The sequence below is a fragment of the Gemmiger sp. An50 genome (assembly GCF_002161595.1).
Taxonomy (GTDB): Bacteria; Bacillota; Clostridia; order Oscillospirales; family Ruminococcaceae; genus Allofournierella.
This window is the reverse complement of sequence record NZ_NFID01000023.1, coordinates 26,694-50,184: the sequence shown is the minus strand read 5'-3', so window position 1 is coordinate 50,184 and position 23,491 is coordinate 26,694. Positions and strand designations below refer to the sequence as shown.

General features: G+C 62.2%; 16 protein-coding genes and 2 riboswitches. Of the genes, 7 read left to right on the top strand and 9 right to left on the bottom strand.

From position 1 onward, the window contains the following. Positions 1-402 precede the first annotated feature (402 nt). Positions 403-2,106: a M3 family oligoendopeptidase gene (locus B5G03_RS16050; protein ID WP_087182677.1), complete on the bottom strand. Its 1,704-nt coding sequence runs from the start codon at positions 2,104-2,106 to the stop codon at positions 403-405. A gap of 148 nt (positions 2,107-2,254) precedes the next feature. Between B5G03_RS16050 and B5G03_RS16045 the strand changes: the two genes are divergently transcribed. Together B5G03_RS16045 and B5G03_RS16040 are read left to right on the top strand one after the other, a co-directional pair. Further along, complete coding sequence (locus B5G03_RS16045; protein WP_087182676.1) at positions 2,255-3,187, top strand: DMT family transporter; 933 nt, start codon at positions 2,255-2,257, stop codon at positions 3,185-3,187. Between the two features lie 58 nt (positions 3,188-3,245). After that, a riboswitch (THF riboswitch) is annotated at positions 3,246-3,347 on the top strand. Between the two features lie 116 nt (positions 3,348-3,463). Next, positions 3,464-4,036, top strand: a complete 573-nt coding sequence (locus B5G03_RS16040; protein WP_087182675.1) for a folate family ECF transporter S component — start codon at positions 3,464-3,466, stop codon at positions 4,034-4,036. A 69-nt stretch (positions 4,037-4,105) separates the two neighbouring features. Here the strand turns inward: B5G03_RS16040 and B5G03_RS16035 are convergent, their stop codons facing one another. The 7 genes from B5G03_RS16035 to B5G03_RS16005 form a co-directional block, all read right to left on the bottom strand. After that, positions 4,106-4,357, bottom strand: a complete 252-nt coding sequence (locus B5G03_RS16035; RefSeq protein ID WP_140401727.1) for a hypothetical protein — start codon at positions 4,355-4,357, stop codon at positions 4,106-4,108. A gap of 7 nt (positions 4,358-4,364) precedes the next feature. After that, on the bottom strand, positions 4,365-5,195 hold the full coding sequence (locus B5G03_RS16030) for a Cof-type HAD-IIB family hydrolase (protein WP_087182673.1): 831 nt from the start codon (positions 5,193-5,195) through the stop codon (positions 4,365-4,367). Continuing rightward, positions 5,192-6,001, bottom strand: a complete 810-nt coding sequence (gene proC / locus B5G03_RS16025; RefSeq protein ID WP_087182672.1) for a pyrroline-5-carboxylate reductase — start codon at positions 5,999-6,001, stop codon at positions 5,192-5,194. Before proC ends, B5G03_RS16030 begins: the two co-directional genes overlap by 4 nt. Positions 6,002-6,114: 113 nt before the next feature. Further along, entirely contained in the window at positions 6,115-7,326 is a 1,212-nt protein-coding gene (locus tag B5G03_RS16020; RefSeq protein WP_087182671.1) for a cation:proton antiporter, read from the bottom strand. A gap of 63 nt (positions 7,327-7,389) precedes the next feature. Next, a riboswitch (Fluoride riboswitch) is annotated at positions 7,390-7,479 on the bottom strand. A 44-nt stretch (positions 7,480-7,523) separates the two neighbouring features. Continuing rightward, positions 7,524-8,789 (bottom strand): ABC transporter permease, encoded by a 1,266-nt coding sequence (locus B5G03_RS16015; protein WP_087182670.1) that lies wholly within the window; start codon positions 8,787-8,789, stop codon positions 7,524-7,526. Continuing rightward, on the bottom strand, positions 8,776-9,483 hold the full coding sequence (locus B5G03_RS16010) for an ABC transporter ATP-binding protein (RefSeq protein WP_343286914.1): 708 nt from the start codon (positions 9,481-9,483) through the stop codon (positions 8,776-8,778). The genes B5G03_RS16015 and B5G03_RS16010 overlap by 14 nt, the downstream gene beginning before the upstream one ends. Positions 9,484-9,488: 5 nt before the next feature. Next, entirely contained in the window at positions 9,489-11,276 is a 1,788-nt protein-coding gene (locus B5G03_RS16005) for an HlyD family efflux transporter periplasmic adaptor subunit (RefSeq protein ID WP_087182668.1), read from the bottom strand. A gap of 284 nt (positions 11,277-11,560) precedes the next feature. Between B5G03_RS16005 and B5G03_RS16000 the strand changes: the two genes are divergently transcribed. From B5G03_RS16000 to B5G03_RS15990, 3 genes are all read left to right on the top strand, one after another. Then, positions 11,561-14,734 carry a bacterial Ig-like domain-containing protein gene (locus tag B5G03_RS16000; protein WP_087182667.1) on the top strand — a complete coding sequence of 1,058 codons (3,174 nt, stop codon included), beginning with the start codon at positions 11,561-11,563 and terminating at the stop codon, positions 14,732-14,734. 253 nt (positions 14,735-14,987) lie between these two features. Continuing rightward, a complete protein-coding gene (locus B5G03_RS15995) occupies positions 14,988-18,092 on the top strand; it encodes an EAL domain-containing protein (protein ID WP_162613440.1) in 3,105 nt (1,034 codons plus the stop codon). Further along, on the top strand, positions 18,089-19,447 hold the full coding sequence (locus B5G03_RS15990; protein ID WP_087182665.1) for a sensor domain-containing diguanylate cyclase: 1,359 nt from the start codon (positions 18,089-18,091) through the stop codon (positions 19,445-19,447). Before B5G03_RS15995 ends, B5G03_RS15990 begins: the two co-directional genes overlap by 4 nt. 71 nt (positions 19,448-19,518) lie before the next feature. Here B5G03_RS15990 and B5G03_RS15985 read toward each other — a convergent pair whose 3' ends face one another. Next, on the bottom strand, positions 19,519-20,544 hold the full coding sequence (locus tag B5G03_RS15985; protein ID WP_087182664.1) for a zinc-dependent alcohol dehydrogenase family protein: 1,026 nt from the start codon (positions 20,542-20,544) through the stop codon (positions 19,519-19,521). A gap of 498 nt (positions 20,545-21,042) precedes the next feature. On the opposite strand from B5G03_RS15985, the gene B5G03_RS15980 reads away from it, so the two are divergent. Both B5G03_RS15980 and B5G03_RS15975 read left to right on the top strand, forming a co-directional pair. Next, positions 21,043-21,978, top strand: a complete 936-nt coding sequence (locus B5G03_RS15980; RefSeq protein WP_087182663.1) for a DUF1861 family protein — start codon at positions 21,043-21,045, stop codon at positions 21,976-21,978. Positions 21,979-22,037: 59 nt separating this feature from the next. After that, positions 22,038-23,429: an ABC transporter substrate-binding protein gene (locus B5G03_RS15975; RefSeq protein WP_087182662.1), complete on the top strand. Its 1,392-nt coding sequence runs from the start codon at positions 22,038-22,040 to the stop codon at positions 23,427-23,429. The last annotated feature ends 62 nt before the right edge of the window (positions 23,430-23,491 follow it).

The window sequence follows — 23,491 nt, the reverse complement described above, 5'->3', positions numbered from 1 at the left end:
TGGAATTGTTTAACGTGATTTTCCATCACGATAAGGTTCCGTTCAAGCTTCGATATTGTTCAATTTTCAAGGTCCTGTGCCGCTCCCCCTCGCGGGACAGCTTGTTTATTATATCTCGCGAAGTTCTTTTTGTCAAGCACTTTTTGAAATATTTTTTCAAGCTCTTTCGAGCGGCTTGCCGTCGTTGACGGCTCAGTTATAATATCACAGCCGCGGGGCAGAAGTCAACACCTTTTTTCAAATTTCTTTGAAAAAAGTCATATTTTTCTTTTTGGGCCAAAAACAGCCTTTTCTCTTATATATTGTATATATATGAACCTGTTTTTCCCTGTGCAATCTGTTTTGCACAAAAAAGCCCGGAGGCAATGCTGCCTCCGGGCCCATGAAACGTTTTTTCAGAGATTACAGCTTTTTGTTCTGTTCCTTCACCCAGTCGAACACCTGCTGTGCCACCGGTGCAATGGCCCCCTGCTCAAAGGGAACCGTAAAGCCCGCGGCTTTGACCAGGCCTGCATAGGTGTCGCCGCCACCCTTCTTCACCAAAGCCAGGTAACGCTGCCAGGCGTCTTTCGGATCGTTCAGATGAGCAGCAAAGAACTGCAGCGACACGATCTGCGCCAGGCAGTAGTCGATGTAGTAGAAGGGGTACTGATAGACGTGCAGCTGCCGCTGCCAGCCCGCGCCCCGGCCATAGAAGGGCAGGCCGGCAAAGTCGTTCCAGGGGCGGTACTTGCGCTCCAGCTCCAGCCAGATACCATTGCGCTCATCCGGGGTCAGATGGGGCTGGCTGTAGACGATGTGCTGGAACTCATCCACCATGCAGCCATAGGGCAGGAAGGTGAGCGCCTCCTGGGCATGGGCCAGGGCATACTTGGCGGTGTCTTTGCCGAAGAACAGGTGATGCCAGGGGCTGGTGAGGAACTCCATGGACATGCTGTGGATCTCGCAGCTCTCCAGCCCGGGGTTGGCCAGCTCCTGGCACATCCCCTGGCCGGCCGCCACCCATGCCTGGAAGGCGTGTCCTGCCTCATGGGTGAGCACATCCACGTCGCCGGAGGTGCCGTTGAAGTTGGAGAACACAAAGGGCGCACCGTAGCCGGGGATGGTCTCGCAGTAGCCGCCGGGGGCCTTACCGGGGCGGCTCTCCAGATCAAACAGCTGGCTCTCGGTCATAAAGTCGATGAAGCGGGCGGTCTCGGGGCTCAGCTCCCGGTACATCTGCACCGCCTTGGCCAGCAGATCGGGGGCGGTGCCCTGCGGAATGGGGTTACCGTCCTTAAAGCTGACGGTGGTATCGTAGAATTTTGCGTCAGGCAGGCCGATGCGGGCAAACTGCTCCTTCATGGCCTCGTGAGCCAGCGGGGTCACGCTCTGGGCCACCTGATCCCGGAAGCTCTTCACATCCGCCTCATTGTAGCCCAGCCGGCCCATCCGCAGGTAGGACAGGGGCACATAGCTCTCGTAGCCCAGCTTGCAGGCCTGGGCGTTGCGGTTCTCGATCATCTTGGTGTAGATCTCGTCCAGCTCTTCCCGGTTGTCGTCGAAGAAGCGGCCGTCCGCTTCAAAGGCGGCCTTGCGCACCGCCCGGTCCAGGCTCTGCTTGTAGGGGCCCATCTCGGGCAAGGTCAGGCTCTTGCCGTCGAACTGCACCTGACCGCCCGCGTACAGCTTCTGGTAGCGGCTGGCCAGTGCGTTCTCCTGCTGCATCAGCTCCAGCACTTCCTCGCTGGCGCTGGCAGCGGCCACCTCCATCTTCTGCAGCAAGATCTCGCCGTACTCCGCCGCCAGGCCTTCCTTGTGAGGGCTGGCCAGCAGCGCCCGGTACAGCGCCAGCTGGGCGTTGCCCACGCCGGGGGCCTCCTGGTCGAAAAAGTCGTTTTCCGCATCATAGAATTCATCCCGGGTATCCAGAGTGTGGCGGATCTGCGCCAGGCGGGCCGCGGTGCTGAATTCATCGTCCAGCTTGGTGTGCTCTTTGAAAATGTCCGCCAGCTCACGACCGCTTTCGGCCTTTTCGGCCCGGGCGGTGAGCTGCCGGTAAGCTTCGGTCACCCGCTGCACGTCCGGGCGGGTGTATTCCATCTCGCTGAATTTGCAAACTGCCATAGTCTTGTTCCTTTCCGGCCCTTTCGGCAAGGGCCCTGCCGGAGCTGCCCGCCGGACAATGCTTCCGGCGCGCGGCTTTACTTTTTTCTGATAACATTTTATACTTTTCCAGTGGATATTTCAAACCCTGAGAGGTGGATTGTTGTATATGAAGGAGTCTTCTCCCCTTTCCCGTCCGGCAGTGGCCGCCGCTCTGGCCCTGATTCCCTGCTTTTTGTGGGGCAGCGCGGTGCCCTGCATCAAGATCGGCTGCCAGCTGTTCCAGCTGGCGTCCAGCGACATTCCCGGCCAGCTGGTGTTCGCCGGGATTCGCTTTTCCATTGCCGGGCTGATGGTCATTGTCTTTGCCAGCATCCGGGCTCACCGTCTGGCCGCCCCCAGCAAAGCGACCCTGCCGATGGTCCTCAAGCTTGGCTGCGTGCAGACCATTCTGCAGTACGTATTTTATTACGCCGGTGTAGCCAACACCAGCGGCGTGAACGCGGCCATCATCACCGCCACCAACACCTTTTTCTGCATTTTGCTGGCCACGCTGGTGTTCCGCTACGAAGCCCTCACCGCCCAGAAGCTGATCGGCTGTGCCGTGGGCTTTGCCGGGGTGGCGCTCATCAACCTGAGCAGCTCCTCCGGCGGGCAGAGCAGCCTGCTGGGTGACGGCCTGGTGCTTATCGCCGCCATTGCCTACGCCTTTTCCAGCGTACTGGTAAAACGCTACTCCCGGAAGGAGGACACCTTCGTGCTCTGCGGCTGGCAGTTTTTGTTCGGCGGCGTGGTCATGACCCTGCTGGGTCTTGTGCTGGGCGGGCGGCTGGCCGCACCCACCGCCGGTTCGGCAGCACTGCTGGTCTACATGGGCTTTATTTCGGCAGTAGCCTACTCGCTGTGGTCGGTGCTGCTGGCTCACAACCCGGTAGCCCGCATCTCGGTGTTCGGCTTCATGAACCCGGTATTCGGCGTGCTGCTCAGCGCCCTTTTGCTGGGTGAGGGCGCGGCGGCCTTCCGCCCCCAGGGGCTGGCGGCGCTGGCGCTGATCTGCGCGGGCATCCTGGTGGTAAACAAGGCGGCGGACAAAAAAGACTGACTCTTCAAATTTGCCGTCGGGGCTTGTTTTCCCTTTGCAGCGGGTCTATAATGGAGCGTGCAGAGTAAAAGCCTGTGCGTCAAGTGCCAGCCCGACGGGGAGTTGCGGGCCGGACGAAGAAGCACTCCGCTTCGCGGTACAGGCTTTGCATCCCGCTGCTGCATAAACGAAGTGTGTGCAGGCAAATGCGGGGCGCTGTGCCCTTGCCGCGCCGTGCCCTCCTTTTGTACCCTCACCTCCTTTTGTGCGGCATCCGCGTTCAAAGGAGGTTTTTTCATGTCCAAAATCAAGCAACTCTTTCAGGATTCCGCCGCCCGGTTCCACCAGCCCCGCACTCTGGCGGTGGTGGCGCTGCTCATCGCGCTGAACATCACGCTGGATGCACTGAACATCCGGCTGCAGCTCACCCCCCAGCTGCGCATCGGCTTCGGCTTTCTGACCAGCGCCATGGCCGGTATGCTGTTCGGCCCCGCGGTGGCCATGACCGCCGGTGCCGCCAGCGATTTTCTGGGCTGGGTGGTGAACAACGGCGGCGGCGCCTATTTCCCCGGCTTTACCCTCACTGCCATTCTGGCCGGAATGATCTGGGGCCTGGCCCTCTACCGCCAGCCGCTGCGCTGGTACCGGGTGCTGGCCGCCAAGCTGAGCATCAACATTCTGCTGAACATCTTTTTGAACAGCTTCTGGCTGTATCTTTATTATGGCCAGAATTTTCAGCTGGCCACCCTGCCGCTGCGCATCGGAAAAAATCTGGTGCTGCTGCCGGTGGAGATTCTGCTCACCCTGTTTGTTGGCCGGGTGGTGCTGCGGGTGGAGCAGCAGAGCGTCTACAACCGGGGCAGGCAGTAACGCCCCCGCAAAACCGCATAAAAAAAGAAGGAGCTTCACCCCGGGCTCCTTCTTTTTCTTTTGTTCTGTTCAAGTCCAGCCGAACCAGCCGGCCAGAACCGCCAGCTGCCCGGCCAGTGACAACAAAAACCACAGGCTCACCAGCACACACAAAGCCCCGTAAAACAGCTTCATGCCCTTTGCCGGTTCCCGGTGCAGGCGCATCGCCAGACTGACCGCCCACAGCGCCAGCCCCGCCAGAAACAGCGGCCTGAAAAACAGCAGCCCGGCGATCAGGCAGAGGTTCGCCGCAATGACGCCCTTTTCCCGCAAGAAATCCACCAGCACATCACCTGCCCAGCACGTATTTTTCCAGCGCCAGGGCCACGCCGTCCTCGTCGTTGGTGGCGGTGACCGCCGCAGCCTTCTCCTGAATGAAGCGGGGCGCATTGCCCATGGCCACGCCCAGGCCCACCGTCTCCAGCATGGGCAGATCATTTTCCGAATCGCCGCAGGCCATCACCTGGCTTTTCTCCAGGCCCAGCATCCGGCCCAGCTCCAGCAGGGCCAGCCCCTTGGTCGCTCCCTCGTCGCTGATCTCCAGATTGTTGGATTCGCTGGACACGATGGAAAAGCCGCCCATCTCCTGAGCGATCTGCCGGACCTTCTGCCGGTTTTCCTCACTGGTAAAGAACATGCTGCACTTCTCAAAGCCCTCCTGGGCGGCAATGAAGTCCGGAATGCTCTCCACCGGCTGGCGGCTTATCCGCATATAGGGAGCCATATTGCGGGGGGCCCACTCCTCGGCGGCATCCAGATTTTTCTTCTCGCTGTAGCCGCTGCCGCCCACAAACACGTCGAACACCCGCCAAAGGCCCTGAGTGGCCTCATACAGCTTCTGAAGGCGCGCCCGGCTGAGCCAGTTTTTGATCACGAACTCGCCGTCACTCAGCCGCACCACGGTGGCGCCGTTGGCGGTGACCGCATAATCCACGCCGGGAATCTGAATAAATTCCGGCAGCACGCCCCGCAGCGGCCGGCCGGTGGCCGGGATCACCCGGCAGCCCGCGTCAATGGCCGCCCGAATGGCCGCATGGTTGCGGGGACTGATCTGGTTTTTGGTGTTCAGCAGGGTGCCGTCGATGTCCAGCCCCACCAGCTTGATGTTATACTCGCTCACTGTTTGCCCAGCTCCTTGTTCTTTTCAAAGCTTTTGACCACTGCGTTGATGGCCGCGGCCCGCAGGCCGCCCTCCTCCAGTGCATGGACTCCGGCGATGGTGCTGCCGCCGGGGCTGCACACCTCGTCCTTCAGCTGGCCGGGATGCTTGCCGGTCTCCAATACCATCTGGGCCGCGCCCGCCAGGGTCTGGGCAGCGTATTCCAGAGCCTTCGCCCGGGGCAGGCCGCATTCCACGCCGCCGTCCGCCAGGGCCTCGATGAACTGGTATACATAAGCGGGGCCGCAGCCGGACACCGAGCTGCCCGCGTCCATCAGCTTTTCGTCGATGGAATCGAACCGGCCGGCGGCGTCCATCTTAATGAGGAACTCTTCCAGATCCTCCCGGTCCACACCGGGACCGGCGGTGTACAGGATCATGCCCTCGCCGATGGCCACCGGCGTATTGGGCATGATGCGCAGCATGGGGGCGGGCCGTCCCAGCATCTGGGCCAGCCGGTCCAGCTGCAGGCCCGCGGCCATGCTCACCAGCACGAACTGGTCGGTCCGCTGGGCCAGCACCGGGGCCAGCTCGGCCAGCACCTGGCCCATACCGGCGGGCTTCACGCCCAAAAAGATGAATTTGGCTTCCCGGGCAACGGTGGCGTTGTCCATCGCCACGTCGCAGTCCAGCTCCTCAGCCAGAGAGATGGCCTTTTCCATGCTCCGGTTGGTCAGCACCACCTGGCGGGGGTTCCAGCGGCAGGCCGCCCGGGCCAGCGCGCCGCCCATGTTGCCCACACCGATGAATCCAAAGGTATAGCTCATCGCAAAACGCCTCATTTCCTGATTGATTAACAGCCGCAAAAAGGCGGCAGAGTATGCTGCTTTCAGTATACTCTGCCGCCTTGCGGTTTGTAAAGGCGCGGGGGGCGCTTCTCTTATTCCACCGTCTTTGCCGGGTGGTTCAGCAGGCGCTTGTAGCTCAGATCAATCCCGATTGCCCCCAGCGGCGCGGTGATCAGGATGCCAACCACCGCCACCGACAGCACGATCTGCCCGCAGGCAAGGCCCATGGCCAGCGGCACCGAGCCCATGGCCGCCTGCACCGTGGCCTTGGGCAGGTAGGCGATCACGCAGAACAGCCGCTCCTTCCAGCACAGGGGGGTGGCGGTCACGCAGAGCAGAACGCCCACCGACCGGAAGCACAGCGCGGCCAGGATCATGGCCACAGCCGCAAGGCCCGCGCCCAGAGTATAGCGGATGTCCACCGCCGCGCCCACCAGCACGAAGAGGATCACCTCGGCAGCGATCCACAGCTTGCCGAATTTTTCCGAAAGCCGCTTGGACACAAAGGCCACGCTTTTCAGCTTCAGCACACAGGCCATGCTCACCACCGCCAGCAGACCGGACACCGGCACCACCGGCTTGGCCCAGGTCTCCACAGCCATCAGGAGAAAGGCGGTCCCCAGCAGGATCACTACCTTGGTGCTGTTGCGCACACAGCGCCGCCGGGCGTGGGCCGCCTCAAAAAAGGTGCTCAGTGCCCAGCCCACCGCCGCGCCCAGCAGCACACCCAGGCCAATGGACACCGGGATGGACGCAAAGCTGGACAGCTGCACGCTGCCGCCCTGGGCCATGCCCGCGAAGGTAGAGAACAGCACGATCACGAAGATATCATCGCAGGATGCCCCCGCCATGATGAGCTGTGGGATGCTCTTGTCGGTGCCGTAGCCGGTCTCCATCAGATGGACCATCCGGGGCACCACCACCGCCGGGGAGACCGCCGCCAGCACCGCGCCCATCACCGCGGCCTCCACCCGGTTCACGCCCAACAGCATGGGCGCAAACAGCACAAAGGCCAGGATCTCGAAGCTGGCGGGCACACAGGCCATCATCACCGCCGGCCGGCCCACCTTTTTCAGATCGGCCAGATTCAGCGAAAGCCCCGCCTTCAGCAGAATGATGATCAGCGCCATCTGGCGCAGATCGCCGGAGACGGACAAGATGGAATCATCCAGAAGATTCAGCGCGTAGGGTCCCAGCAAAATGCCGGTGGCCAGCATGCCGATGATGCGCGGCAGGTGCAGCCGCTGGCAGAGCGCCGCCGCGGCAAGCCCCACCAAAAAGATAAATGCAAGTGATGTCAACATAATTCTTCCCTCTCTGTTCTTCCGTTTTTGGACGCAAAAAAGCCGATGGCTTCTGCGTCTGGTTTCGTCGCAGAAGTCATCAGCTTAAAGCAAAGCGGTTTAGGACAGGCCTGTCACGCCCGCCCACGGGAGAACTTCATTCCCGGATATACAAAGCATGATTAAGGATACCGCCGCTTCACGGTTTTGTCAAGGATTTATTCATAACGCAGCGCCTCGATGGGGTCCATCTTGGCTGCCTTGCCCGCTGGGTAATAACCGAAGAACACGCCGATGAGCATGGAGAAGCCCACCGCCAGTCCGATGGCGGCAGGGCTGGGCTTTGCCGCGTAGCCCAAAAGGCCCGCGCCTGCCGCGCCCAGGCCCACACCCAGGGCCACGCCCAGCGCGCCGCCCACCAGACAGATCACCACCGCCTCGGTGATGAACTGCATCCGGATGGCAAAGCCCGGCGCGCCCAGCGCCTTGCGGGTGCCGATCTCCCGGGTGCGTTCGGTGATGCTCACCAGCATAATGTTCATCACGCCGATGCCGCCCACCAGCAGGCTGATGGCCGCGATGGCGCTGATGGCCAGTTTGACGGTGTTCAGCATGCTGGTCATCTCCTCCAGCATGCTCTCCATGCTGGAAGCGGTAGCGGTGTAGCTCTCGTTGCGGGTATAGAAGCTGGCGAAGAAGCTCTCCACCTGCTCCAGGAAGGCGGCGGTATCGGTGCCGGTGGAGGCCACCACGGTGAAGCTCTGGTAGCCGGTCTCACCGGTCAGCTTTTGCGCCGCTTCCATGGGCAGGTACAGCTCGGTCACCGGGTCGGCGCCGGTCATGCTCACAAAGCCGTCGTCATCGTATTCATAAACGCCTGCCACATAGAACTTGAGCAGCTGACCGTTCACCGTCAAATCAAATTCACGCCCCAGCACCGACGCGCCGCTTTGGCCGAACACGCTCTCGCAGAATACGTCGCTCACCACAGCGATCTGGCGCTCGCCGTCGGAATCCTTGATAAAGCGTCCGTGCAGCAGGTTCAGGTCATTGGCCAGCGCGTATTCCTCGTTCACGCCCATGGCGTTCACCTGCGCGGTGGTGTCGCTCTGCTGCACCTGACCGCTGCCCAGGCTCTGGTCCAGAGCGATGGCGTAGATCTGCTCCGGGTAGGCCGCCCGGAACTCCTCGATCATGGCGTCGGTGAACAGGTCCTCGCTGGTGGGGTTTGTCATACTGAACATGCGCACCGCGCCGCCGCTGGTCTCGTCGTCCTCGGTTTTCTGCTGCAGGCTCACGGTGATGTTGTTGATGCCGAAGCTCTGCAGGCTGTCGGTGATGGAGCCGGTAAGCGAGTCGCCCAGCGTAACGATGGCGATCACCGAGCCGATGCCGATGATGATGCCCAGCATGGTGAGCAGCGCCCGCAGCTTGTTGGCCCACAGGCTGCCGAAGGCCAGGCGGATGTTGTCAAACAGCTGCACTGCGTCCCGCCCCCTTTCGCTCGCCCACGAACCGGCCGTCCCGCAGGGTCAGGATGCGTTCGCACTCGGCAGCCAGCTCCTGGCTGTGGGTGATGAGCACGATGGTCATGCCCCTGGCGTGCAGCTGGTGGAAAATATCCATCACGGTGCGGCTGGTGGCGGAGTCCAGCGCGCCGGTGGGCTCGTCCGCCAGCAGCAAAGCGGGCTGGTTCACCAGCGCCCGGGCAATGGCCACCCGCTGCTTCTGACCGCCGGAAAGTTCATTGGGCTGGTGGCGGGCCCGCTCGGTCATGTTCACCATCTCCAGCAGCTCTTTGGCCCGCTGGGTGCGCTGCCGGGCGGGCACCCCGGCGTAGAGCATGGGCAGCTCCACATTTTTCAGAGCGCTGGTGCGCCCGATCAGGTTAAAGGTCTGGAACACAAACCCGATTTTCCGGTTGCGGATGACCGAGAGCTCCTTGTCCTTTGCGCTGGTGATGTCCACGCCGTCCAGCTTGTAGCTGCCCTCGGTGGGCCGGTCCAGCGCACCGATGATATTCATTAAGGTGGACTTGCCGCTGCCGGACTCGCCCACGATGGCCACGAATTCGCCGGGATATACCTGCAGGTCGATGCCGTGCAGGATCTCCAGCTCGTTGGGCTTGCCGATGTAATACCGTTTCACAATGCCCTGCATGTCAATGATCGGCTGCATCTGCATCAGCCTCCCATCGCCGGGCCGCCGGCCATGCCGCCCCGGCCGCCGCCACCGCCATCCGCGGGGGCCGCGATAACCACCGAGCCCTGCATGCCGCCCTCTTCGGCGGGGGCCATGCCGCTCATCTCGCCGGGCATCATGGTGCCCATGTCCAGCTCCTCGGTGGCTTCGTCCGCGTTGGCCGAGGCGCGCACCACCAGACCCTCTTCCAGCTCTGCGCCGCTGATCTGGGCATAGTAGTCGTTTTCCTCGCCCACAGTCACGGCCATCTCCTCAAACACAGGCTCACCGTTCTCCTCGCCGGTCTGCACATAGATCACGCTCTCGCCCGCCTCGTTTTCGCCGATGGCGTCCAGCGGAACGGTGAACACGTCCTCGGTAGTGGAGAGGATGATCTCCACCTTGGCGTTGGTGCCGATCAGCAGGCCGCTGTCCGCGTCATCCACGGTCACCTCCGCCGCAAAGCTGCTGGAGGAGGAACCGCCGCCGGTGGCAGTGGGCGAGATCTGACTCAGGGTGCCGTTCACCTCTTTGTCGGTCACGTCGCTGGTGATGCGGGCGGTCATGCCCACCTTCACGCTCTCAATATCGTATTCCGGAATGGTGATGGCCACCTTCAGGGATTCAGTGTTCTGAATGGTGGCGGCCGCACCCTCGATCATGCTGCCCACAGTGGCGTTCACCGCAGTCACCTTGCCGCTGGTCTCGGCGGTCAGCGTGCACTGCTCCAGCTGCTCCTGCAGGTCGGCCAGCTCGTCGCTCTCGCCGGATTTATTATAGCTCTCCAGCGCATCGTCGCAGGTCTCCTGGGCGGTCTCCTGGTTCTTCACCGCCTGGTCATAGGCGGTCTGGGCCTGCTCGTAGGCAGCCTGTGCCTGCTGGTAGGCGGTTTGCAGGCCGGTCAGGCCCACCGTGCTCTGGGCATCGCTCAGCGCCTTCTGCTTTTCCTGTGCCTGGAGGGAGGTCTGGTCGTAGCTCTCCTGGGCCTTGGTCTGGGCCTCGTTTGCCGCATCCAGCTGGGCCTGGGCATTGTTCATGGCGGTCTGCAGCCCGGCCAGCTTTTCCGCGTCGCCCTCGGCGGGCTCATAGTCCGCCGCCAGCTGACGGTCGCTCTCGGTCTTCCAGGCGCCGTAGGCGTCGTTGTAGGCGGTCTGCTTTTGGGCCGTAACCGCCATGGCATCGTTCAGGGCGCTCAAAGCGTTCTCCTGCCGGGCGGCGGCATCGTCCGCCTCGGTCTGGAAGGAGCTCACCTTGCTGCAAGCGCTGTCGTAGGCGGACCAGGCGTCGTCCTTGGCGCTCTGGGCTTCATCCATATCGGTCTTGGCCTCGCTGGTCTTGGTCTGCGCTTCGGCCAGGCTCTCCTGCGCCTTCTGGTAGGTCTTTTCCGCCTGGGCCATGCTGTCCGCCAGGGCTTCCTTGGCCTTCTCAATGCTCTTTTCCAGGCTCTCGGTGTCCAGGATGCAGATCACATCCCCTGCCTCGACCATATCGCCCACCTGTACATTCACCGTCTTCACGGTGTACTTCAGGTCGGTGGTCACATTGGACACATCACTGCTCTCCACGGTGCCGCTGGCGCTGATGGAGTCGTCCAGGTTGCCCTTCTGCAGGGTCACGGTGCGCACATAGCTGCCCCCCTGCGCCTCCGCGGGCAGCGCGGGCCGCCGCATGCGGAAATACCACAGCCCGGCCACCGCAACCGCCAGGATCAATACTGCCGCAATCAGGGCCTTTTTGTGCCGTCCGAGGCTTCCGCCCACCCGGCCAAGAGCCGTTTTCACCTTACTCATCAATCACGATTCCCCCTTATGGATCATTCAAACTTTCCCCATTCGGGGAAAAGCCGAACTTATTTTAGCCGCCGTTTGTGAAAAGGCTCCGTGCAAAGGGTGAAAGATATGTGAGGGGAAACCTTTACGCAACCTTTATGGGCTGTAAACCTATTGTAAATTCCGGGGGATCGGGCCGGTTTTGGTCTTTTCTTTTTCCCATCGGCTTCGTATAATAAAGCCACATTTCCCTTGCCGCGGCTCCCCCTGCCGTGTTTTCATCCCTGTAAACGGAGGACTCCCCCATGATCAAACGCTGTATCGCCGCCCTGCTCACTCTGGTGCTTTGTCTTGCGCCCACCGGCGCCCTTCTTCTGCCCGCCCGGGCGGAGGACCGGCAGCCCCGGGACTTTGCCAACCTGGTGCTGTTCGCCTATTTCCGCGACGAGCCGGACAAGGACTACTTCAACGCCCCCTCGTCCCAGCCGGGCAAGAGCCGGGCGCAGGCGCTGATGGAGCTTTACGACGGCGAACAGGGCCGCTCCTTCCGGCAGTACATGAACACCATCTCCGGCGGCCAGTTCCGGGTGCACAACCTCTTCCCCCAGTGGGACGGCAAGACCCTGACCGCCTGTGAGCTGCCCTTCACCCGCCAGCAGGCCCAGAGCAGCAGCATGGATTCCTCGATTCTCACCGAGCTGGTGCGCCAGCTGCCCGAGCTGCAGGGCCAGACCCTGGATTACGACGGCGACGGCTGCATCGACAACCTGAGCGTGGTGCTCTTGGGCAAGGCGGACAACGCCACCGGCTCGCCGCCCTCGCTGTATCCCCATCAGAACACCCTCCCCGCGGGCCTGCGCTACAGCGGCAAGGAGGTGGCGGACTACAACATGCTGAACACCGACCGGCTGCTGGACTCCGCCCAGGCGGACGGCTCCGGGCTGATCTGCCACGAATTTCTGCACACGCTGGGCTATCCGGACCTGTACGCCCGGGACGGCTCGGTTCCGGTGGGCACCTGGGACATCATGGCCTTCTCTTCCCGGTATCTGAGCTGGCCGCTGGCCTATCTGCGGTCTCATTTCACCGGCTGGTGCCAGCTGCCCAAGCTGACTGCTTCGGCCCAGAGCATTTCCGTCAGCGCCCCCGGCGAAGCGGGCAATCAGGCCTATGTGATCCGCTCAAAGCGCAATCCCTATGAGGTCTTTGTGGTGGAGATGCGCCGCCAGAACGCCCAGCAGAGCGAGGACACGCTGGACGCACGCATCGGCGGCACCGGTCTCATCGTCTACCGGGTGGACACCACGGTGGACAGCCTGAGCAACTATTTCGGCTCCACCGGCGTGTATGTGTTCCGCCCCCAGCCGGGCCAAAGCGGCTACGTGGAGGGCAGCGAGCGGGCCACCGTGGGCAACGCCTTCCTCTCCGCCGAGAGCGGGCGCACCTCCATTGGCAGCGCGGACCCGAACGCCGGGCTGGCCCAGGGCGCGCTCACCTTCTCGGACGGCACCAACTCCGGCATCGTGATCTCGGATGTCTCCTCTGCCCAAAGCGGAACCATGACCTTCTCGGTCACCATCCCCGAGGCGGACCCTCAGGTTCTCTGGCAGGATGCCCAGTTCCCCGCCCACACCGGCGCGGCGCTGGCCCAGGGGCCGATCCGGGGCCAGATCATGGCCGCCGGATATGACCTGCCCTACACCGGCGACCAGCTGCAGCTTTATGCCTTTGCGGACCCGGGCTGGGCCCCGGTGACCGGGGAGCCCCTCACCCAGGCAGGCGGCTTTGACCGGGTGACTCTGACCAGCCTGCGCGATGCTCCGGTGGTGGCCTGGCGCGCCAGCGACGGCGCGCTGTACCTCTCCATGCTGGCGGACGGCGCCTGGAAGTCTCTGGGCAGCCTGCCGGACGTGGATGACTATGCCCTCACCGCCCAGGGCGGAACCCTGCATCTTGCCTATGTGACCCGCGGCTACGCCCAGGCGGGCTATGCCACCATCACCAGCAGCGGTCTCAGCCGCCAGGGCTTCTGCGCATCCGGCCGGATGTTCGGCAACCCGAAGGCCGCAGTGACCGGGCAGGGCCAGGTGTATCTGGCCTTCCGGGATGTGACCAACAACGACGATCTTCTGGTCTATCAGGTGCAGGACGGCGGCTTTTCCCGGCTGCCGAGCCCGGGCAGCGCCTCCTCCTATGACCTGGCCGCCGGCAGCGGCGGACTTTTGGCCGCTCTGGGCGGCGACGCCCCGGTGGTAAAGCAGCTGGACGGCGATTCCTGGAAAGAGCTGGCCCGGCTGGACAAGGCGGCCCATGAACCCCGGCTGGCCTTTGGCGCAGACACCGCCTTCCTGCTGGCCGCTCCAAACGGCGCTTCCGCCAAGGACCTGCGGGCCTACCAACTGAAGGACGGCGCTCTCACCCCGGTGGGCGACCGGGTGGACAAGGGCGGCGACAGCGCCAGCCTGACGGTGTTCGGCGACCGGCTGTTCACCGCCTACCGGATGGACGGCAAGGCCATGGTACGGTTCAACGGTCCCGACTCAGCCGATGCGCTGCTGTCCCTGTCGGTCACACCGCCCGCTCTCACCTCCTACCGCCTGGGGGACTCGGTCTCCACGCAGGGGCTGCGGGTGTTTGCCAACTACCTCTCCGGCCCCAAAGAGCTGGCCGCCGGAGAATACACTCTGACCGGCTTTGACGCCAGCCAGCCCGGGACCCGGCAGGCCACCGTGACCTACCAGGGCATGAGCGCCAGCTTCTCCTTCACGGTCTTCGAGGCTGCGGCCCCCACCGCACAGCCCACGGCCGAACCGACAGCGGTTCCCACCGCGGAACCCACGGCCGTTCCCACCGCGGAACCCACTGCTGTTCCCACGGCGGAACCTACTGCTGTTCCCACGGCGAAGCCCACCGCCGTTCCCTCGGCGAAGCCTACCGCTGTTCCCACGGCGAAGCCTACCGCTGTTCCCACGGCGAAGCCCACCGCTGTTCCCACGGCGAAGCCCACCGCTGTTCCCACGGCGAAGCCCACCGCTGTTCCCTCGGCGAAGCCTACCGCTGTTCCCTCGGCGAAGCCTACCGCTGTTCCCTCGGCGAAGCCTACCGCTGTTCCCGCAGCGCAGCCCACTGCGGCTCCTGCGGTACAGCCCACTGCGGCTCCTGCCGGTCCGACTTCCGCACCGGCCACTCCCGCGCCTGCGGCCACAATTCCCCCCAGCACTGCGGTGATCCGCCCGGCGCGGCCCACCGCACAGCCCACGGCAGCTCCCTCCGCCTCTCCCTCGGCGGCACCCACGGCCGTTCCCACAGCGCGGCCCACGGAGCAGCCCTCCCCCACGCCGACCCCGTCCAATGACTCCTCCGCCGATTTCTCCTCCGGCGGTGTGCGCCGCCCCAAGGCCGCCCTCGTGCTGGCCGGTGCGGCCGGAGCATGCGCCTGCGGCGCAATTGGACTGTGGTTCTTCTTCAAGCGCCGCTGATCTCCTCCCCACCCGGGGCTTTTCTCCCCCTGCCCCGGGAAACGATCCCCGGCGCGCAAAGCCTGAAAGAGGCGGGGCAGTCCGAAATGGACCTGCACCCGCCTCTTTTGGCAGGCGGCGCAAAATGCGCCGCATTTTCTTTTCTTTCCCGTCCCGGCTGGTACACAGCCGGGCATTTTTTTGTGATATAATCAAAAAGACAGGGATCGGGCGGCAGGGCCGCCGGAAGCACAGAGGGGAGAACCGATGCATTATGATGGAGCATCTGCAACGCTTTTTTGAGGAGATGGACGAGTTCGTCTACATCTCGGATACCCAAACGCACCAGCTGGTCTACATGAACCGCAGAATGCGGGAATCGCTGGGCTACCAGCGCCCGGAGGACTACATGGGCAAGCTCTGCTACGAAGTGCTGCAGGGCAGCGCGCGCCCCTGCGCGTTCTGCAACAACCAGCAGCTGAAGGAGGGGCAGTTTCTTTCCTGGGTCCACAAAAACCCGGTCTTCAACAAGCGCTATCTGGTCAAGGACAGTCTGCTCACCGACCAGGGCCGCAGCTACCGGATCGAGGTAGCCGTGGATGTGGACGCCGAGGTCGTGTGCAACACACCTTATTACTACGCCCGCAGCGAGACCATTCTGAACGAGTGCATGCGGCAGATGTTTTCCACCACCCATCCGAACGATGCGCTGGAGCTGCTGCTGAGCTATCTGGGCCGGACCTTCCAGTGCGACCGGGCCTATGTGTTCGAGATCGACTCCGACGAGCGGGTGGACAACACCTACGAATGGTGCCGGGAAGGAGTCGAGCCCCAGAAGGACATCCTGCAAAAGGTGCCGCTGTCCAGCATTGACTGGTGGATGCAGGTATTCTCCCGGGACGAGGTGATCCTGATCCGGGACCTGGAGGACATCCGCGCCCAGTACCCCATGGTTTACGCCATGCTCAAGCCCCAGAACGTGAACACTTTGGCGGCGGGCCCGGTGAGCAGCGAGGGCAAGGTGACCGGTTTCCTTGGGGTGGACAATCCCAACCGGGAAATGATGGGCATGCTCGCGCCCATCATCAACGTGGTGGGCCGCTTTGTGGCCTCGCTGCTCAGCCGCCGGGACCTGCTGCGCCGTCTGCATGCCCTGAGCTACCACGACCCGCTCACCAACCTTTACAACCGCAACGCCATGAACGCCATGTTCGAGCAGGGCGCCCGGCTGGGCAGCCTGAAGCAGCTGGGCGTGGTCTACTGCGACATCACCAGCCTCAAGCAGACCAACGACTCCATGGGGCACGACGCGGGCGACCGGCTGATCCGTCACTGCGTAAGTCTTTTGCAGGAGACTCTGCAAACGCCCTGGATCTACCGCTCCGGCGGCGACGAGTTTGTGGCCCTGTTCGGGGATTTTTCCCGGGAGCGTTTTGAGGAGAACGTGCAGGCGCTGCGCCATCGCATCCAGCAGGACCAGCATCACATGGCGGTGGGCTATGCCTGGTCCGATCAGCCCCCCTTCGATCTGGACGACCTGATCTGCCGGGCCGACCAGGTCATGTATCAGGACAAGCGGGATTACTACCGCATCAACGGTTCCATCCCCGGCATCGACCGGCGCAAAAGCGACCGCCGGCAGGAGAGCGCCGTGCAGGATAAGGGCAGCCTGTTCTACCACTTCCTGGCCTCCACCTACCATGACATGGAGTTTCTGTTCCAGTCCATCTCCCAGCAGAACACGGTGGGCTACTTCTATTTCGGCGACATGGCCAAGGACCTTTTCTATATTTCCGACAACATGCGGGACGAATTCGGCTTCCGCAGCAATGTGGTGCCGGGTCTTTTGAAGGAATGGGCCAAGCGCATCCCCTCGCCCCAGTACCGGGACATGTACCGCCGCCAGATCCAGACCATGCTGCTGGAAAAGCGCACGGTGCACGATCTGCGCTACCAGATCCGCAACGCCGCGGGCAAGACCATCTGGATTCGCTGCTTCGGCCTTTTAAAATGGAACGAGGACAAGACCCAGCCTTTGTTTTTCGCCGGCCGCGTCACCCATCAGGACGACGACTTCGTGGTGGACCCGGTGACCAACTTTCCCCGGGCCACCGCCATGTTCAGCCGGGTGGAGCAGCTGCGCCAGGCCGGGCGGCAATGCCTTGCCATCGGCTTCAGCTTGAACAGCATCACCGAGCTGAACAACGCCCGCGGCCGCACCTCCAGCGACCATCTGGTGAGCAATATCGCCGATGAGCTGATGAAAAATCTGATGGACAAGATGTCCTTCTACCGGCTGGAGGGCATGCGGTACATGGCTCTGGTGGACCCGGCCTGTGCCGAGAGCCGGGAGGAGCTGGTGCACCAGATCCGCGAGATCGTGGAGAACGGCTACAAGAGCGTGGGGCTTTCGGTGCACCACCCCTGCTCCTTCGCGCTGATGGAATGCCCCAAGGCCCGGCTGACCCCCTCGGATTTCGTGGAGAACATGGTCTCGCTCATCAAGGTGGCCAAGCAGGATTCCAAACAGCTGTTCGTGGTAGATTCCCAGGAAAACAGCGAAAAGATTCGGAACATGTCCAACATTGCCCTGGCTCTGAGCCGCGACGTGCTGCGAGGCATGGAGAATTTCCGCATCGTGATCCAGCCGGTGGTCTCGGTCCAGACCGGCCAGGTGGTGGGCGGCGAGGTTTTGCTGCGCTGGACCTTCCAGGGGCAGGACATTTCCCCCGCCGTCTTCATCCCGCTGCTGGAAAAGGGGAACCTGATCCAGCTGGCGGGCCGGTGGGTCTTTGAGCAGGCCGCCTGCAACTGCATGCGCCTTGCGGCCTGTATGCCGGAATTCTACCTCACCTTCAACATGAGCCTGCAGCAGCTGTCCGACGATCAGTTCACCGACTTCATGCGCGCCACTCTGGAAAAATACCGGGTGAGCGGCAGCAATCTGGTGGCGGAGATGACCGAGAGCTCCATGGACGAGCGTCCTGAGCAGCTGATGCGCTTTGTGGATGCCTGCCGCGAGCTGGACATCGGCATCGCGCTGGACGATTTCGGCAGCGGGTATTCCTCGCTGCGCATGCTGCTGCAATATCCCTCCAGCATCATCAAGCTGGACCGTTCGCTGCTGCTGGAGATGGTCGCCTCGGAGGACAAGATGAACTTCATTTCCAGCATCGTGTACGCCTGCCACCGGTTCGGCAAAAAGGTGTGCATGGAGGGCGTGGAGACCTGGGCCCAGGACGGCATCATCCGGGAATGCGGCTGTGACATGATCCAGGGCTTCTACTATTACTGTCCCATGGAGCTGGAGGACGTGTACAGCCTGGTGTCCAAGGAGGCGGAAGCCGCCCCGGAAAAACCGGAAAAGGAGGAGCAATGACCAACAACACTGTGCCAAACGGCCAGGTCTATGCCTGGCTGAATGAATTCTGCCGCCGGTACTTCCAGCTGCGGGACCCGGAAGGAACGCTGGAGCTGCTCTCTCCCGGATTTCTCAGCGTGGGGACCGGCGAAGGCGAGGTGGCCGTGGGCAAGGAGCAGTTCCGCCGCCTTTTGCTGGAGGAGCTCCAGGTCCTGCCCTGGCCCATGAGCTATCAGATCGAGGATTATGCCCAGAACCAGCGGGCCCCCTCCTGCTGGGACTGCTTTTGCAGCGTGCGCCTGGGGCTGGACCAGCCCGAGCACGGGCTGCACGTGACCTACCGCATCCGCCTGACCGCCGGTGTGCATCAGGAGGAGGACGGCAGCTGGTTTTTCGACACCATGCACGCCTCGGAGGCCAGCCGCACCCAGGAGGAGGGCGAGTTCTTCCCGCTGTCCTTCGTTTTGCAGGGCGCGGAGCAGATCAACCGCAGCACCCAGAAGGAGCTGATCGAGATCCTGGTACAGGTCATGCCCGGCGGCGTGGTGGGCGGCTATGTGGAGGAGGGCTTCCCGCTGTACGTGGCCAACGACCGGATGCTGCAGATGGCCGGTTACCAGAGCTACGAGGAATTCTCCCGCGAGATTCAGGGCCTGGTGATCAACAGCATCCACCCGGATGACCGAGAGTTCGTGAAGATGGTGGTGATGCAGGCCCTGTCCAAGGGGGACCAGTACGAGGTGCAGTACCGGATGAAGCGCCGGGACGGCTCCGACATGTGGGTCCACGACATCGGCCGGAAAACCGTCGCCGACAACGGCCGCGAGGCCATTATCAGCGTACTGGTGGACATCTCCGCTCAGGTCAACGCCAAAAAGGACCTGGAAAAGGCCGCGGACAAGGACCCCCTCACCGGTCTTTACAACCGCAAGGCGGGCCAGACCCGCATTGAAACCGCCATGCAAAGCAGCGGCGGCTACCTGTTCGCTATCCTGGATCTGGACAATTTCAAGCTGGTGAACGATCTGTACGGCCACCAGCAGGGCGATCGGGCGCTGCATGAGTTCGCGGCCCTGCTCACCCACACCTTCCGCCGCACCGACATTTTGTTCCGGCTGGGCGGCGATGAGTTCGGGGTATTTTTCTCCGCACCCCGGGATCTGGGCGTGCTGGAGCGCAAGCTGAACAGCGTAGTCCAGAACTATCGGGCCCTCACCCAAAAGCATTGGCCCGCCGCCGGGTCCGCTGTTTCCATCGGGGGCGTGTACGGTCAGCTGCCCCGGGAATTCTCCGAGCTCTACCGCACGGCGGACCAGGTCCTCTATGAGGTAAAAAATGCGGGCAAGGGCGCGGTGCTCATCCGCCCCTTATAATTCCTTATAATAAATACCGCTTTCTCACAAAAAAAGCAGAGCCTGACGGCTCTGCTTTTTTGTTTGCCCGGTCACAGCTCCGGGCAGATGATGTATTTGCCCCGAGTCCGCAGCTGCGGGTCGGCCAGGATGGCCTGCAGCTGGTCCAGTCCGCAGGGCGGGCAGACCATGCTGCTCACATCCAGACGGCCGGAATCGATCAGCGCCAGCGCCCGGGCCTGGGTATAGGGATTGATGAAGGACGCGGTGATCTCCAGTTCCTTCTGGAACACCTCGAAGGGCTTGAGGGGAATCTCGTCATCCGGCTTGGTGAGGCCGAACATCATCACCACCGCCTTGGGCCCCGCGATCTGGATCGCCTGCCGGATGGTCTCGGTGCGGCCCACACATTCGATCACAGTGTTCACCCAGGTGAAACCAGCCCGGGCCAGGCATTCGTTCACATCCTCGTTCATGGGGTCGATGCACACATCCGCCCCCAGCTGCAGGCCGGTCTCCCGCTTGGCGGCCACCGGCTCGATCAGGGCGACCTTGGCCGCGCCCGCCTGCCGAGCCAGCTGCAGCATCAGCAGGCCGATCATGCCGCCGCCGATCACCACCACCTGGTGTCCCGGCTGGATGCGGCACAGGTCGATGCCGTGCAAACAGCAGGCCACCGGCTCCGCCATGGCGCCCTGGGCATAGGTGGTGTTTTCCCCCAGCTTGTAGACCTGGCGCTGGTTCACCGCGCAGTATTCCGCAAAGCCGCCGTTCACCGTGGTGCCGTAGCCGATCATGTGCTCGCAGAAATGGGCCGTGCCGTTGCGGCAGGGCGCGCAGCTGCCGCAGTAGCAGTTGGGGTCCACGCAGACCCGGTCCCCTACCTGGCAGTTTGTCACCTGCTCGCCCACCTGTACCACCAGGCCGGCAAACTCGTGGCCCAGAATGGTGGGCGGCGTCACCTGGGCCGCGCCCTTGTCGCCTTCATAAATATGTACGTCGGTACCGCATACGCCGCAGGCCTTCACCTGGATCAGCACATCCTGTGGTCCCAGCCGGGGCGTCGGGCTTTCCTCGATGCGAAGATCATGCCTGCCATAAAAAACCGCGCTTTTCATGTTCAAATCCCTCACTTTGCTTGATTTCGAGCGTTTTCCGCCTTCCTGTATAGTGTAGCGCGCGCAGGGGAACATATCCATTGACAGATACCCCAATCTTTTCAATTTATTCTAATTGAAATTGACGATTATTAACTTTATCAAATCAAGCTGCTCATTTTCTCATTATTTCCCGTTTTTCTTTCACTCCTTTCCACGGCTCAGCCGGTCTTTTCCCGCATAAAACCGCTTGTCTCCTTGGTTTTTCCACCATTTCTTTCCAGTGCCCTCTTCGTTAAAAAATCGGCTATTTACTTGAAAAATATGGTTTTCCGTTGTTCAATTGCACAAATTCAAGTTATGTAATGCGTCAAAACGATGAAAATTCAAGTACTTGCTTGACTTTCACTTGAAAATACAGTACCCTAAGACCAGCAAAACAAGTGAATCTCAAACACAAAATCAAGTTGAATTCACTCGAAAATGTGAAAAAGGTACAGAACACAAGGGGGCTTTTACATGGAAAACACCCAAACCCTTCGCCGCTGCTTGGACCTGGTGGAAGAATTCGGCCAGCGGAACGAAAAGGACGCGGCCAGCCGTCTCCATTTTTACGGCGCAGGCGAAAACAAGGACGTTTACAACATCACCGCACCTTTCGAGGACGGCGGCGCCCAGTACATCGCCGGCCGGGTGGAAAGCCGGGACAGCGAATATTCCCAGGTGGTGTTTTTCAAGGGCAGCGGTTATGAGTGGACCGCAGACGACGCCCTGCCCCGCCTGGATCTGCAGGACCCCTTCGTGTGCCGCATCGACGGCCAGCTGGTGGTGGGCGGCGTGGAGGTTTTCGACGACGAGGAAAACCCCGGCCAGCTGAACTACCGCACCGTTTTCTATAAAGGCGAGCATCTGGCAGGCCTTCAGCGCTTCACCCACGGCCCGGACCGGATGAAGGACATCCGCCTGCACCAGCTGGCGGACGGCCGGGTGCTGGTGATGACCCGTCCCCAGGGCGCCGTGGGCGGCCGGGGCAAGATCGGCTGGATCATCCTGGACGATCTCTCCCAGCTGGACATCGCCCACATCGAGCAGGCCACCATTCTGGAGCAGCAGTTCCTGCCCGAGGAGTGGGGCGGCGCCAACGAGCTGCACGCTCTGGGCGGCAGCAAGGTGGGCGTTCTGGCCCACATCGCCCGCTACGATGAAAAGGGCGACCGGCACTACCATTCCGCGGCCTTTGTGTTCGACTGGAGCACCGGCGAATACAGCCCCATGAAGATCATCGCCATGCGGTGCAACTTCCAGGACGGCCCCAGCAAGCGCCCCGACCTGGAGGACGTGATCTTCAGCGGCGGCCTTGTGCGGCTGGAGGGCGACAAAGCCCGGCTGTACTGCGGCGTAAGCGACGCCGAGGGCCACATGATCACCATCGACGATCCCTTCCAAACCGTTTGATAAGAGCCGGTTCAACAACGACGGCTCTTTGAAATAAAAATTCTAAGGAGGAAAACAACGTGAAAATCAAACAGTGCGCCGCCTTGCTCATGGCGGCAACCATGGCAGCCGTTTCTCTGGTAGGTTGCGGCGGCTCCAGCAGCGCGTCCGGCTCCACCGCCGCGAGCGGCGACAGCATCGTGGTGGATTTCTGGACCGCTCCCCAGCAGGTACAGTACAATCTGTGGGAATCCCGTGCACAGGCATTCAACGCCACCGGCACTCAGGTGAACGGCAAGACCGTTACCGTGAAGGTGCAGCAGATGCCCGAAACTCCTTCTTCTGAGGCTGGCATCCAGAATGCCATCGCCACCGGCACCGCTCCCGCCGTGTCCGAGAACGTGAACCGCGGCTTCGCCGCCACCCTGGCTGCTTCCGACGTGGTGTACGATCTGTCCAGCGAGGAATGGTTCAACGACGTGGTGGAATCCCGCGCCATGGGCGAGACCATGAACGCCTGGGCCATCGACGGCAAGCAGTACGTTCTGCCCCTGTACGTGAACCCCATGGTCTGGCAGTGGAACATGAAGGGCCTGCAGGCTCTGGGCTACGATAAGGCTCCCGAGACCGTGGCCGAGTTCACCGAGGTCATGAAGGCCTTCGCCGCGGGCAAGGACGCCCTTGCCGAGGTTGGCGTGACCCATTCCTTCTACCGTCCCTCTCTGACCCGTCCCGACCAGTACTGGGATCGCTGGTTCGACTTCATGATGATCTACAACGGCGTGTCCGGCGGCAAGAGCATCGTGGAAGGCAACAAGCTGACCATGGACCGTGACGCTGCCATCCAGGCGATGGAAGTGATCGGCACCTTCGGCAACACCATCCAGCAGGGCGAACTGTCCAGCATCTGGCTGGAGGAGCAGCCCTCCGTGCTGGTTTCCATCAACGCTCCCTGGGAGATCTCCCTGTACCGCGAGAACAACGTGGTTTACGGTGAGGACTACGTCTACGGCCCCGCTTTCGTGAACAACGCCGGCGACAAGCCCTACAACTACGCTGACTCCAAGGGCCTGGCCTTCTACAAGGCCGACAACATCTCCGAGGAGGAGCACCTGGGCGCCGTGGAATTCGTAAAGTGGGTCTACAACGCTGAAAATTCCGCTCAGTCCGATCTGGAGTGGCTGGAAGCCACCACCATGCTGCCCGTCCGCGGCGACCTGAACACCAACGAGACCTTTACCGCCATCATGGAAGAGTACCCCGAGCTGGCTGCTCTGGCCCAGTGGGTTCCCTACTCCATCCCTGGCCTGGCCACCGATAAGGACGCCGACATCTGGACTGCCTTCACCGAAACCTGCACCGGTCCCTACATGAACGACGTGATGCAGGCTGAGGCGGGCAATGCCCCCGACGCATCCAGCTACGTGGATGCGGCCATGGAAGCCATGAAGACCGCTGGCGGCCTGGAGTAATCGTACCTTTTGTGCGGGGCCGCGCGAGCCGTTTGAAGGCATTGCGCGGCCCCGCATTTTTT